Below are 12,815 nucleotides of genomic sequence, written 5' to 3' on the forward strand. Positions count from 1 at the left end.
ACGCCGTCTGGCCCTCCTGCGACATCTGGCCCACGGCGCCCCTGGAAAACCTGCGGACCATGGTGGAAACGGTGCAGAAATACGGCGCCGAAAAGTGGGCGCGCCGGCGGGTTTAGAAGCCCCGGTTGAGTTTTGCGGTTATGCCGGGAAAGGTTGACGGGGAAGGGGGAACTTGCCGTTTCCCCCACCTCCATTTTCACTACGAAGCTAATGGTAACTACCCCTGAAGGGGTCTGACTCCCGGGTAATAAATGATTAGAATTGGTTTGATTCCCGGGGCTGGTTCCAGTTGCCAGGGCATGGGCTAAAGGAGGAGGCTATGGAAAGGGCGTTGCAGCTTACCCTGTGTGCGCAGGAAGTTAAACAGTACTTGCTTTCCCTGGGGGCCACCCTGGTTGGTTTCGGTGACGTCAGCCAGGGGCTGGCCGGGGAACTGAGGCACATGCCGGTGGCCATTTCCCTGGCCGTAAGGTACCCTCCTCTTGGGCGAAACCTGATCCATACTATCCGGGGACCGATTTATTCCAATCGTTACCGGCAGGTCGATTTAATGCTGGAACAGCTTCAGAAGCGCCTGGTCTCCTTGCTGAAGAGTCATGGGTTTAAATGTCTGGCCATACCCCCCGATTCCCATCGGCAGGATACCAGATTTGTGGCCCGCCTGTACCCCCTGTTTTCCCATAAGGTGGCGGCCACCTGCGCCGGCCTGGGCTGGATCGGCAAAAACGGTTTGCTGATCAATGAAACCTACGGTCCCTGTTTGAGCTGGGCCACGGTGCTGACCAACGCCCCTCTGGAGGTAAGCACTACCCCCTATGTTTCCGGGCAGTGCGGCCGGTGCCGGCGCTGTGTGGAGGCCTGTCCCGCCGGAGCCATCGCTGACCGGGAATGGCGGCGGGAGGAAGGGCTGGTGCCCCATATCGATGTCGATGCCTGCCGCCGCCAGCTGGAGAAAAATCAACAGCTGATGGGGGAAGACATCTGCGGTTTGTGCATCCTGGCCTGTCCCCGGGGTAATACGAAGTTTATAAATTGAGGGATGGCTGGTGGCGAAAGTAGAAATTTTCGCCAGCATCGAAGGGGTTCACACCCTAAACTAGTGCAGGCATGGCGTGGGTCAGATGCTTGAGCATCTACCAGCGACGTAGTGCCAGTATCCGCTGACGAATCTGGGCCAAGTCGTTAAAATGCGTAGGGTCCCTCGGCGGTTTGCCATGAATAATGACGGTTGCATAAGCTATTAATTCCTGTCCCGAATACGTCTTTTTCCTGGTGGCGCTTACGTTTCCATTCAGATGAGATATACTGAGAGATAGAGGCTCTTTACTCCCGGTAGAATGATATTGGGTCAAACCCCATTTTAACCGGAAGGAAGGGCCTTTTCCAACGAATAATTCCCAATTCTATTTACAGCTAATTGCTGGACAAATGTTCCTTTACGCTATAGTCATACTGGGCTTTGAAACCGATCTATGGAAGCCTTGTTATTTTTGAATTATTCGCCGGCACTATTGGAGGTTTTAAGAATTAGAAGTGTCTTTGCATCTACGTCCACAATGGTTTCTAATCTTTAGATTCCAAGATCCAGCATGATAGATAAGAATCTATTTTTGGGAGGCAGACTTTTATGTTCGATAAGATTTTTAAGAAGCAGGACTTTGTATCGGCAGCAGTTCCGCCGGTGGAATCGACGGAAACAGAATCTCCTACAGTGATGAATGAATACGCAATGTTGTTGAGGAGGGACCCGTTGGAACGGGCGGTGGATGCTGCGGAGATAGTCTATGACCTGATGGGTGGCAACAGCGCTGTTTGCGTGACCGATACCGATAAATTCCTTTGGAGCAGGGACGGGAAGGAGTTCAAGCTCGGTCGGAAGCCGGGCGACTCGGTAAAAAAGGGCATCGTAATCTACGAGGCTTTGACCAGCGGGAAGCGGGTGGCAATGGAAGTGCCGAAGGAGAGGTCCCTTTGCGGTATGAGCTACGTGTCGACGGCTATTCCTGTAATGGACAATGGTAAGATTGTGGGTGTCGTGAGCCTGGGTTCTCCCATCACCCGGCAGGAGAAGCTTCGGCGGATTGCCGCCGACTTCGTATCCTCCATCGAACAAGCGAACATCGCCGTGGAGAATGTAGCCCGGTCGGCCGCCGGGCTTGCCGGGGCTGCGTCCGCACTGGTGGATTATTCCACCGATATCCAGTCCGGCGCGGCGGTCCTGGAGGAGGCGGTAGAGTTGATCCGGGAAGTGGCGGACCAGACGCACCTTCTGGGGTTAAACGCGGCTATCGAGGCGGCCAGGGCGGGCGAGCACGGCAGGGGTTTCACCGTGGTGGCCAACGAGGTGAGGAGACTGGCCACACAGGTCAAACAAAGCGTCAAGGACATGACGGAGAAACTGCAGAAAATACAGGCCGTCATCGATAGCAGTTTGGAGAAGATCAACGGGTTGAACGAGTTGTCCCAGGAACAGGCAGCCTCGGCGGAAGAGATCAGCGCCACGGTCGATCAATTGGTCGAGTCGGCCCGTGAAATAGACCGCATTGCGCGGGAAATTTGGCTGTAGGGGTTCGACCAGCTTTATCATAGTGCTAACTATGCAGCCCTTGGCGGCACCTTAACTTCTTCCAATATCGTACATACTGTCTGAAGTGGCCTTTCTCCTGCCTTCATTGCCGGGGTTAAGTCCACCATGCCTCAGGCGCAATTAGTTTTTGACCGTTTTTATGTCATGAAAATTATTAACGAGGCTGTTGATAAGGTTCACCGGAATGATGCCAGACAAAACGAAACGCTAAAAAAGACCCGCTACATCTGGCTGAAAAATCCACAGAACCTAACCGCAAAGCAGTGCAAAAAGCTAGAGCCTGAAAAATGAGCACCTGGACACTATGCGGGCCTATGGCCTAAAGCTATCCTTCCATAAGTTTTTTGACCAGCCGGACCGAATATCCGGGGAGCGACATCTCAAACGCTGGTACTTCCGGGCCATCCAAGCTAGTACCAATGAATCAGGCCGCGTATACGGAAGGTATTCTAAACTGGTTCCATTCCAAAGTTTCAAACGGATCTTAGAAGGTATCAACAGTCCTATACAGGCGGCCAAGGCCCGTGCAAGGGGCTACCGCAATAGCAGAACCCATATTACAATTGCTTACATAATTTCCAGTCGTCTTGACTATGGTTTACCCAGATTATGCCTTTGTTAATTATTTCTGCTGGCGTTACCCACTCAAAATAGTGAAGAACCCAAAATAAGAATCTTAAGCTATTGATAATCAACGAAAAATCTCGTATAATCAAGAAAAATGGAGAAAACCTCCCATATTAAAGTGTGACCTGCAAAATTCAAGTTCCAGGCTGGTAAGAAATAACTCCTGAGGAGTATAAATGGGAAATCAGCCCTGAACTATCGCTAAAAAATGATCAAAAACTTGTTCTGACAATAAAAGGCAGCTAAAAAAGGACAGACCATCCCTCTCAAAATCTGGTTCCACTTTGCGGCATTCTTTTAACTAACAGGAATTAAGCAGCCTTGCAGGTTTGCTGCTCGATTTTCAGTTGTGCCAGTGTGCCGGCAAGGAAGGTGATCAAGCAGAGCATCACATCTGTAAAAGCATTATCGATTCCCCGCCGGTTCATTTTGTCCATATACAGGTGTTCTTTTAACAGCGCAAACCAGCGCTCGATAGAGGTTCGCTGGCTGTAAAGCTTCTGCCAGTTTTCACTGCCCCGGTAAGGGCAGGAAAACAAGCGGGGGTTATCGGTTACGCGAAGCCTTACTACCAGCCCGTAAGGGTTTTTAAACCGGCACTGGCCCTCACACTCCACCTGTCGACCGGCAGCTTTGGGATAGCGGAACTTTATGGTCATGTGCTTTTTGTCTGAGCCCCAGTAAACCATGGGCTGACCCGCCGGGCACAGGGGTATAAACTTTTCATTGAATCCCTGGGGTGGCTCCTTTTGATTTCGCTTGTTCAGTTTTATGATTGCCTGGCCTTTCAGGTCCAGGGCAAGTTTATATATGTCCCCGGAGTCATAACCAGCGTCCATCAAGTAGTACCCCGGGCGGAAACCATAAAGCCTTTCATGTTCCTTGCATGCTTCGCTCATCAGCCTGGGGGCCAATTCCACATCCGAGACATTGGCCGGAGTCAGAATGGCGGCCAACGGTATAGGTCCGATATTGGTGAGTAATGTGGCTGCATGTAACTTGTAACCATAAAACATTTCAGTTTCTTCGTCAGACGCCGTCCGGTGTCCCCAGGCGGAACCAAAAGACAAAGCATTTTCCTGCTGTTCAGGACTAAGGTCATCCTTTTTTCGTGGTGCCCTTTCGCGGGCGGGAATGTCGGTACTGTCCAGAACAATTTTCCCTTCTGATGTAGCCAGCTTTACCGTCTTGGTTACCAAACTCTGTACCCCCTGTTCCAGAAGTTCCTGATCCGCCTGCTCCTTCAACTCAGCTAAGAACCGGTAAAATACGGTTGATGAAGGCGGAGACTTTCTGATGTCAAAGCCGCACCAGTAGGCAAGCTGGGGCGAATACTTAAGGCATTTGACCAGGGTCTCAATGCTTGGCAGTTGCATGAGCCTTTGCAAAATAAGTGCTCTAAACAAGGCTGTACGATCATAACCGGGCCGACCGACTCCCCAGTGATTGGGGAACATTTTCCGGATCGGCTCAACATCGACAGAGGAGAGGGCTAAAAAGATATGGTCGTGATGGTCAGCATTTTGTACAAATACTTCGAAGGGAAAGAGGATTTCTTGTAGAAAGTACATGTTGGGGATTTCCACCTTCCTTGTGTGTTTTGTTTTGGTGCTACAACAAAATTCGACACGAGGTAGGAAATCCCTTCTTTTTATGTTAAATTATGCTATCTAAGTTAGTGATAGGTATTGGGTGAGCTTGATCTGACCCTCTGCGAAAGCCTTGATTTTTAAGGGTTAAGAATTTTGCAGGTCGTACATATTAAATTTAACCTGCGGGACGTATCATGAATCCAACCGCTCGAAAGCCTTATCCCTTTCCAGTTGGCATAGCGAGTTTGCTGAACATTTAGTGCGGCCGGGCAAGGTCGTGTTGGATAGTGGGTGCGATGCTCACCTGCTAATGCCTAACCAGCAGCCAGTAGCGAGTCCTTGGAGTCTGCCAGGTAATTGCCAGATTTAAGCGTAGGACAGCGAAACAGCGGGCCGGAAGCGAAAGCTGAAGGGATTGAGCCACGAAATCAGCAATGGGAAGGCCGATGCTTTTAAATGAGCATAAGGCAACACCGGGAGCAATCGTCATGGTGAAACTGCTCCGGCTTCTCCGGGGTCGGAGACCTTGGTACGCTGGATATTGCTCTAACACGGCAATCCGGGAGACCCTGCCGGCTCTTCCCCAGGGGGTATGGCCGACAAGCTATACAAAGCAAGGAAGCCAAATGGCCGGCAGGGAGTCGGATTACCGCGTAGTACCGATGAAGCAGGGTAATGCCTGCGGATGAAAAGGCGGTAACAAGACAGTGTCCTTGTTGGTGAAACATTCCCACACGCCGAGGTGAATAAAGAATGTCAACGAAACTGGCAAGGATAGCGGAAATTACCAAAGAGCGAGCTTGCAACTGCCTTTTGGCTAATCGCAAATGCTGTCTTGAGGAGCCGTATGCCTTAATAGGGCCAGTACGGTTCTGCGAGGGGTATGAGCAAATATTATGACACTCCCATAAGGAAACGGAGAAAAAACCGGGAACATAAAGCGACTCCTAAAGTCTGAGAGGCTCACATCTACTCAACCATACACGGAGAAACAGCCACCTCTTACGTTGGCTTTCTTTGTTAGATCATATATAACTGGACTTTGAAATCTAAAGATTGGAAATCCATGTGACTGTAAGCACAAAGTTGCTTCTAATTCTTAGACACTCCAATAGCGCTACGCGAGAAAAGCAGAAATAAGAAGACTTCCAAAGATCGGTTTCAAAACCCGGTATAAAGTAATTGAAATAATTGGAAAGTGGGGTGGGTTTTTAAATGAAATTAGGTGAAAAAGAACTCAAAATAAAGAAAATGTGGGAAACTTTCATTCAAACGGGGAAGATAGAAGAAAAAAATATTCTAAGAAGTGAAGTTTTGGAGTCTTGGAAAAGGTGTCGAGCAGCCAAAACAGATCCTTTTTCACAACCTAACAGACATATCCTCACCGATGAAGAGCTAAACGAAAGAAGAACAAGAAATAAAGATTATGTTGATGCAGCCACTTCGATTTTACAGATTATGGCACAAAATATAGATATATATGGTTTCAGATTTGATATATATGATACAGATTTGTTTTTATTGAATCAATATGGGGATGAACAAGCTATTAAAATTGCACAAAAATGTGGCATAAGTCCAGGAGTAAGTCGCGAGGAATTGATATCTGGCACAACAGTAATAAGCTTGGTAGATGAATACAGAATTCCGATGCAATTAACTGGGCCTGAGCATTATAATATAAACCTGCATGTGTTTACGTGTTCAGCAGCACCTGTCTTTTCTCCTACCGGTCAATATTTAGGGATATTGAGTATGTCTGGAGACTTCTCCCTATTTCAAAAGCATACATTAGGACTTGTTGTTGCCATAAGTAAATTAATTACACAAAGTATTGCTGAGAGAGAAATAATAGAGGAACAAAAAACTTCTAGAGAGTATCTAAACTGCATCATAAATGCAATTAATGACGCCATAATTGTAATTAATAACAAAAACATTATTACATTAATGAATAAGGCTGCGGGGAATTTTTTTGATATAGATCCTGTTAAGGCCATTGGTGCTTCAATAAAAAAGTATTTTGGCGTCAGTAATGTTTTGACAAAAGTATTAGAAACGGGTAGTGCCATAAAAGATGCTGAAACATTATTTAGAATGGCCAATAGTAACAATAGTAACATGAGATTTGTAAGTAATATTGAAAAAATAAATATAAATCAACTGGAAAGTGTAATAGCTATTTTAAAACCGATGTCAAGTGCAAAATTAATAACTCAGAATGTTTGTGGTTTGAAGGCTTATTATACTTTTGATGATATAATTGGCGAGAGTCAACAAATAAAAAATGCTATAAATATAGCAAAATGTGTGGCACCTCTTCAGACAACTGTGTTACTGCAGGGAGAAAGTGGTACTGGTAAAGAAGTATTTGCCCAAGCTATTCATAATGCAAGTTGTTTCAAGAGGGGTCCTTTTGTTGCCTTAAATTGCGCTGCCATTCCAGGGGAGTTAATCGAGAGTGAATTATTCGGTTACGAAGAAGGTGCCTTTACCGGTGCTAAAAAATCGGGCAAACAGGGAAAATTTGAGTTGGCTGAAAATGGAACTCTATTTCTTGATGAAATTAATTCAATGCCTCTCGCAATGCAGGCTAAATTACTCCGTGCAATCCAAACAAAAAAAATAACCCGCTTGGGTGGTGGCCATGAATATCAAGTAAATGTACGAATAATATGTGCAGCAAATAGAGATTTATGGAAGTTGGTTAAAAGGGGTCTTTTTAGGGAGGATCTATTATATAGAATCTATGTGGTTTCGATTGATATTCCTCCATTACGAGAAAGAAAAGATGATATACCTTTGCTTACTCGATACTTTTGTAGCTTAAAATGCAAGCAGTTTGGTGTTGATATAAATGTAAGCGATGAGGTTTATGATATATTCTGTAAATATGATTGGCCGGGAAATGTAAGGGAACTCGAAAATGTTATCGAGCGAGCGATAGTCATGGCTATTGGGCGTAATAGTTCTAAAATAGAATTAAAGGATATTTCAGGTTATAAGGGAATGAAATGTAATTTTACTTTTCCCACTGATGAAATAAAAGAATTTTGCCAAAAGAGTGATTGTAATTTAAATGAGTTAGAGTTAAAAACAATAATTCGAGCATTAAAGATTTCTAATAATAATTTTAGTAAGGCGGCTAAGCTATTGGGAATTTCGCGTCCTACTTTATACCGTAGATTGAAGAAGTTTGGTTATAATGGACTTTAAACTCGCGTTTGAAAGCCAGAAATTGTAATTTAACCACCCGAAAACCGGGAAGCCTTGAAAAATGGGCTTTTCGTGTTGTTAAGCACTGCCAGAGTGGAAAGCAACTGTCAAAAAACAGGCGATTTTTGAAAAACCGTAGTGCCACGTTGGCAATATGTGGCTAGACTAAACCCTTCTTCTGTGGTAGAATAGATGCAGATATTATCCACAGGATGGGATGCCATGTTTGTTAGAAAGAAGGCCTTTACAAATAAAGACGGCACTACCAGGGAATACCTCCAGCTGGTGGAATCTTACCGGGTTAATGGTAAATCCCGCCAGCGAGTCGTGGCCAATCTGGGCCGGCTTGAAGACCTGCAGGACGGGCAGCTGGACCGTCTGATTGAGAACCTGACCAGGTTCAGCGAAACCCAGTGGGTTAAAATGAACCTGGATGAAACACAGGCCAGCTGGTCCAAACAATGGGGGCCGGCATTAATCTTCCACAACCTGTGGGAAGAAAAGCTGGGACTGGGTCCTTGTGTGCGGCGTATCCTGAATCGCACGGAAAAGACCTCACCCTTTGAAGAAGCCCTGTTTGCCATGGTTTTAAACCGGTTATGCGATCCGTTATCTAAATTGGGGCTAAACGAAAGGTGGCTGCAAGGCATTTACCATCCGCCCCTGGAAAAACTTCAGCTCCATCACTTCTACCTCGCCCTGGATTTTGTGGCGGAATACAAAGACGAGATAGAGAGCTTTCTTTTCGACCGGGTGCGCAACCTATTCAACTGTGAACTGGACCTGGTGTTCTGGGATACCACCTCCACCTATTTCGAAGGCTCCGGGCCGGAAGAACTGGCCAGATACGGCTACTCCAAAGATAAACGGCCCGACCGGTTGCCGATCATGATTGGCCTGTTGATGACCAAAGAGGGCATACCGGTGGCCCACCACATTTTTCCCGGCAACACCGGCGATGTCAGGACTTTTAAGGCCGCCTTTTCTGATTTGCGCCGCCGGTTTAATGTCACCCGGGTAATCATGGTGGGAGACCGGGGAATGGTCAGTAAAAAAGTTTTGCAGGAAATCAGTGCCGCCGGGCTCCAGTATATCGTGGGCGTAAAGATGCGCCGCCGGCCGGACATTGACCGGATGCTCAGCTGGAATGCCCCCTATACCCGGGTAAAAGAAAACCTTAAGGTCAAGGAAGTATGGAGCAACGGGATTAGCCGGTACATCTTCTGTTTCAATCCGGAAGGAGCAGAACGGGACCGCAATGCCCGCCGGGAAATGATCATCAAGCTGAAAAAGAAACTGAACAGCGGCAATATCAAGGGCTTGCTTGGTAACAAAGGCTACCGGCAGTATCTCAAAGCCAGTAAAAACGCCGTAACCATCGACCACGATGCTATCAGGCGGGAAGCCCGCTATGACGGCAAATACATGCTGAAAACCAACACCGACCTTCCTCCGGACCAGGTGGCCCTGGCCTACAAAGAGCTCTGGCGGGTGGAAAGGGCCTTCCGGCAACTGAAATCAGGGCTGGAGTTGCGTCCCATCTATCACTGGACCGAATCCCGGGTCAGGGGGCACGTCATGGTGTGTTTTCTGGCCCTGGTCCTGGAAAGCGCCCTCATCCGTTATCTGAAGGAAAAACAGTCGAAAGCCGGCTATCTGCAAGTGATGGCCGACCTGGCCACCCTGCACGCCATCCAGTTCAGCTTCAATGATAAATCTTATCTGTTCCGCACCGAGCTAAATGGGGATGCCTATGAAGCATTTCGGGTGCTGGGATTAAGGCCGCCGTTAAAAGCACAAATACTGACCTGATTACCACATACAGGAAATATGTAGTGGTACGTCACCCTTTTGTGCCCTGAAACCCTTGGGGCGCAAGGGATGGGAGATATTGCCTTTCAAACTGGAGATAACCGGTATAGCCCGTAAGGCTAAATTTTGACCCCTTTCAGCCTTAAATGAGACTTGACAGCTTCCCGGTCGGGGAAATGTTCAGCAATGATGTTCAGATACTCCGCCACCAGCGTCGGCCCCCGTTTGACCACCCGGGCCATCAATTCCAGCGGGAGGCCGTAAGTGTGCAAAATTAAAACCCGCTCAAAGTCGTCGATGTACCTGTCCACCGCCTCCGGGCTGTGCCGGGTGATCCGGGCGATGTCATGGCTGAAATACCCTTTCAGGTAGAAGCCGATAATGATATCCTTGTGGGTCATGGCGCTGCCGGCGTCCAGTATCGTTCCCGGGGTGGGTAAAACCATCTGGTGATCCACCATGAACTGCCGCAAAAGCCGCGAAAAAGTCTGGTATGAGCGTAAGAACAGCTGCTGCAGATCCACCAGGGCCAGCAAACCGCCCTGCAGGTAGGCCTCAGTAAGCACCCGGGCCATCTGGGCCTGTTGAATGGCTTCCAGTTCGCTTAAGGATTTGACCCGGGCCAGGTGCTTTAACTCCTCCTGGGTATGCAGGGTGAGCAGCAGAGGCACCTGCTCCCGGTAGGCCGTCTGGTGCTCCCTTTGCTGGCGGTCGGTGGTGCTGATGCCGATCCAGGCTACCTGTCCCGGTCTTACCCGGCCAAGGGGCGGGCAGTACAGCTCCCGCAGGCAGGCCAGCCGGAAGATCATGGCCAGTGCCCTGGCCCGGCTGATATGCTCTTCCTGCACGAGAAAGGCCAGCATTTTGTCCACCACTGCCTGGGGAACCAGCACATCGTCCCCGGCGGGCCTGTCCACCGTGCGGGCGTAAACCATTTGCGGTGGCGCCAGGGGACCGGCCAGATACCTGGGGAGAGCGACCTTTTGACGATCCCCGTCCCCGGTATGGGGCAGCCGGTCCCTGGGGCTGATAATGGCCCGTAACTCCTCCATTGTTGCTCCGGGGACCACACGCTTTATGGCCTTTAGCGCCATTTTTTCCACCGTGGCTTTAGCCCGGGAAAAGCTGCCGCTGCGCTGCAGGATGGAAATTACTTCTGCAGATAAAAGAGGAATGACCACCCGTTTCCCCTGAAAAGAGATCAGGAGTTCCCCGGGTTTTAAGCGTTCAATACCGTCACCGGCCTCATCTTCGTCCATCAACTGGTTAAATCTTAGGCAAATCTCATCGGCCAGCCAGGATTCCTTGTTCAGGTCGAAACGCCGGATTAATTCGCAACGCTGGGCATTGAAGAGGTTTTTCTCTCCCAAAGAGTCGTAAGAAGAGAACCTCTTCCGGCCTATGGAACCACCCCCTTTTTTACCGCCTCTTCGCGGGCGAAGATCTGACGGATGCGTGTGAGTACCCACTGGTATTCAGGTTGATTAAACCGCTCGTAAAGGGCGGCGCAGGTTTTCACCACCCTTGCCGAACGGTGCATTACCTTGCGAATCAGGGGCAAGGACAGGCCGCGTTCACAAAGCCCCACATAGGTGGCAAAGGTTTTTAGATAGGCCTCTATACTCTCGTAGCTGTGGCCTGTACGGTGTTTGATCTGGGTTTCCGTGTATCCCTGCAGGTAGAGCTCCACTATTTTGCTCATATGGGAGATACCCGGCCCCATGTCAGCCAGGTTGCCCCGGGTGGGAACAAACACCTGCCTGTTCTCGCCCATCAGGCGCTGGATTACCGAGGGATGCACCCCTAAAAGGAAAGCCAGGTCCGGCTGGCCAAGACATGCCCCCTGGGCTCTGGCCTCCCCCGTGTAGCGTAAAATGCGCTGCCACTTGAGCTGTGAAGTGCTGTCAGGATTCAGCTTTTCTTCATCCGCGGGGCTGTAAAAACTCAAGTTGACGGGTACCAGCCGGCATTCGGCCAGCGGTTTGCCCGGCGGCTCCTGGTCGGAGACGGCGTAGTACACCACGCTGCCGGGAGGACGGTTGTCCCTGTGTTCTTCCAGGTGGTTTTCCAGCAGGCGCAAAAAGGCCCGGGCTTTGGCCGGCGACAAATTGTGCTCCGCCTGCAATACATGGAAAAGCCGGGCTGCCGGGTTCTCCTCTTCGGGCAGGTCGGATAAAAGACCCAAAGACACCTTTAGCCGTGAAAGATAACCCCCGGGAGCCCTTTGGGCCAGCTCCAGGTACTCGTCTACCAACCGGGGGTGAACACCGGTAACCCGGGCGATATGCTCCCGGTTCAAGTCTTTACCGGCCAGGGCGGCCACCCGGCTGAAGTCCAGCTGCCAGCTTTCCCACTGGGATTCGGAGATAAACAGTTCTTCCCGGATTCTTGAGGGTCGTTCTCCGGCAATGGCCATTTGCAGGGCAAAGGTACTGCGAAAAACCCGGTTCCGGCGATGTTTTAGCGCCTGACCGGCCAGGGGAAGGCAAACCCCTTTCTCCCAGAGGGGTTTTAACCGCTCCCGGATGGATTTGGCGGTGATATTGGTGAGCAGTGACAGGTGGGGCTGGTCAAAGACCGTCCCCTGGAGATAGGCCTCTTCAATCAGCCTGAGCAGCCGCGCATTTTGCATGGCTTTCAGGCCGAATTCCCGGTGAATCTCCAGATCATCCGGTGTAAATGGGGTGAGCACAACCGGCCGTTTGGGTAGAAGAGAATACTTTTCCCGCTGATGGGCATATTCGGCAGAAATGAGGGGGAAAACAATCTGGTTGATCATCCGGTCCGTTTCCTGGTTCAGAAAACCAAGACCTTTAACAGCAACGGACCTGGCTTCCTCGACGGACAAACCAAACCGATCCATGCTTTCCCTGACCAGCCAGTGAAAAAGGCATTTTTGTTCGACAGAATCCGTTTGGACCAGGAGATTTTGGCGGTGAAACCTGGGGCGTCCCATGCAATCACCCCACATCGGATTTTTA

General features: G+C 49.4%; 9 protein-coding genes and 1 pseudogene. 6 read left to right on the forward strand and 4 right to left on the reverse strand.

Features of this window, described 5'->3' with window-relative positions; translation table 11 throughout:
• Nucleotides 1-319 precede the first annotated feature (319 nt).
• The 4 genes from GFC01_RS14495 to GFC01_RS20235 all read left to right on the forward strand — a co-directional run bounded on the left by GFC01_RS14495 (nucleotide 320) and on the right by GFC01_RS20235 (nucleotide 3,209).
• Complete coding sequence (locus tag GFC01_RS14495; protein WP_152947887.1) at nucleotides 320-1,036, forward strand: 4Fe-4S double cluster binding domain-containing protein; 717 nt, start codon at nucleotides 320-322, stop codon at nucleotides 1,034-1,036.
• Nucleotides 1,037-1,627: 591 nt separating this feature from the next.
• The gene (locus tag GFC01_RS19815; RefSeq protein ID WP_152947888.1) at nucleotides 1,628-2,566 is read left to right on the forward strand and encodes a methyl-accepting chemotaxis protein; all 939 of its coding nucleotides are present in this window, start codon (nucleotides 1,628-1,630) and stop codon (nucleotides 2,564-2,566) included.
• Nucleotides 2,567-2,671: 105 nt separating this feature from the next.
• Complete coding sequence (locus GFC01_RS14505) at nucleotides 2,672-2,878, forward strand: transposase (RefSeq protein WP_341474013.1); 207 nt, start codon at nucleotides 2,672-2,674, stop codon at nucleotides 2,876-2,878.
• 13 nt (nucleotides 2,879-2,891) lie between these two features.
• Nucleotides 2,892-3,209: a transposase gene (locus GFC01_RS20235; protein ID WP_152947890.1), complete on the forward strand. Its 318-nt coding sequence runs from the start codon at nucleotides 2,892-2,894 to the stop codon at nucleotides 3,207-3,209.
• Between the two features lie 316 nt (nucleotides 3,210-3,525).
• Here the strand turns inward: GFC01_RS20235 and GFC01_RS14515 are convergent, their stop codons facing one another.
• Together GFC01_RS14515 and GFC01_RS19820 are read right to left on the reverse strand one after the other, a co-directional pair.
• Entirely contained in the window at nucleotides 3,526-4,413 is an 888-nt protein-coding gene (locus GFC01_RS14515; protein WP_243137614.1) for a transposase, read from the reverse strand.
• Nucleotides 4,414-4,479: 66 nt separating this feature from the next.
• A pseudogene (locus GFC01_RS19820) lies at nucleotides 4,480-4,785 on the reverse strand (transposase); the annotation flags it as partial.
• Nucleotides 4,786-6,021: 1,236 nt separating this feature from the next.
• Between GFC01_RS19820 and GFC01_RS14520 the strand changes: the two are divergent.
• Nucleotides 6,022-8,022 carry a sigma-54-dependent Fis family transcriptional regulator gene (locus tag GFC01_RS14520; RefSeq protein ID WP_152947892.1) on the forward strand — a complete coding sequence of 667 codons (2,001 nt, stop codon included), beginning with the start codon at nucleotides 6,022-6,024 and terminating at the stop codon, nucleotides 8,020-8,022.
• Nucleotides 8,023-8,244: 222 nt separating this feature from the next.
• The gene (locus tag GFC01_RS14525) at nucleotides 8,245-9,834 is read left to right on the forward strand and encodes an IS1634 family transposase (protein ID WP_152947893.1); all 1,590 of its coding nucleotides are present in this window, start codon (nucleotides 8,245-8,247) and stop codon (nucleotides 9,832-9,834) included.
• Between the two features lie 119 nt (nucleotides 9,835-9,953).
• On the opposite strand, the gene GFC01_RS14530 is transcribed toward GFC01_RS14525, so the two are convergent.
• Both GFC01_RS14530 and GFC01_RS14535 read right to left on the reverse strand, forming a co-directional pair.
• The gene (locus tag GFC01_RS14530; protein WP_152947894.1) at nucleotides 9,954-11,204 is read right to left on the reverse strand and encodes a DUF1670 domain-containing protein; all 1,251 of its coding nucleotides are present in this window, start codon (nucleotides 11,202-11,204) and stop codon (nucleotides 9,954-9,956) included.
• Between the two features lie 29 nt (nucleotides 11,205-11,233).
• Nucleotides 11,234-12,790 carry a DUF1670 domain-containing protein gene (locus GFC01_RS14535; protein WP_194174969.1) on the reverse strand — a complete coding sequence of 519 codons (1,557 nt, stop codon included), beginning with the start codon at nucleotides 12,788-12,790 and terminating at the stop codon, nucleotides 11,234-11,236.
• Between the last annotated feature and the right edge of the window lie 25 nt (nucleotides 12,791-12,815).

Source organism: Desulfofundulus thermobenzoicus (assembly GCF_009428905.1).
GTDB classification, from domain to species: domain Bacteria; phylum Bacillota; class Desulfotomaculia; order Desulfotomaculales; family Desulfovirgulaceae; genus Desulfofundulus_A; species Desulfofundulus_A thermobenzoicus.

Coding starts and splice junctions, on each gene's coding strand:
- GFC01_RS14495 (WP_152947887.1), top strand. CDS start 320: ATGGAAAGGGCGTTGCAGCTTACCCTGTGTGCGCAGGAAGTTAAACAG.
- GFC01_RS14525 (WP_152947893.1), top strand. CDS start 8,245: ATGTTTGTTAGAAAGAAGGCCTTTACAAATAAAGACGGCACTACCAGG.
- GFC01_RS20235 (WP_152947890.1), top strand. CDS start 2,892: ATGCGGGCCTATGGCCTAAAGCTATCCTTCCATAAGTTTTTTGACCAG.
- GFC01_RS14520 (WP_152947892.1), top strand. CDS start 6,022: ATGAAATTAGGTGAAAAAGAACTCAAAATAAAGAAAATGTGGGAAACT.
- GFC01_RS14535 (WP_194174969.1), bottom strand. CDS start 12,790: ATGGGACGCCCCAGGTTTCACCGCCAAAATCTCCTGGTCCAAACGGAT.
- GFC01_RS19815 (WP_152947888.1), top strand. CDS start 1,628: ATGTTCGATAAGATTTTTAAGAAGCAGGACTTTGTATCGGCAGCAGTT.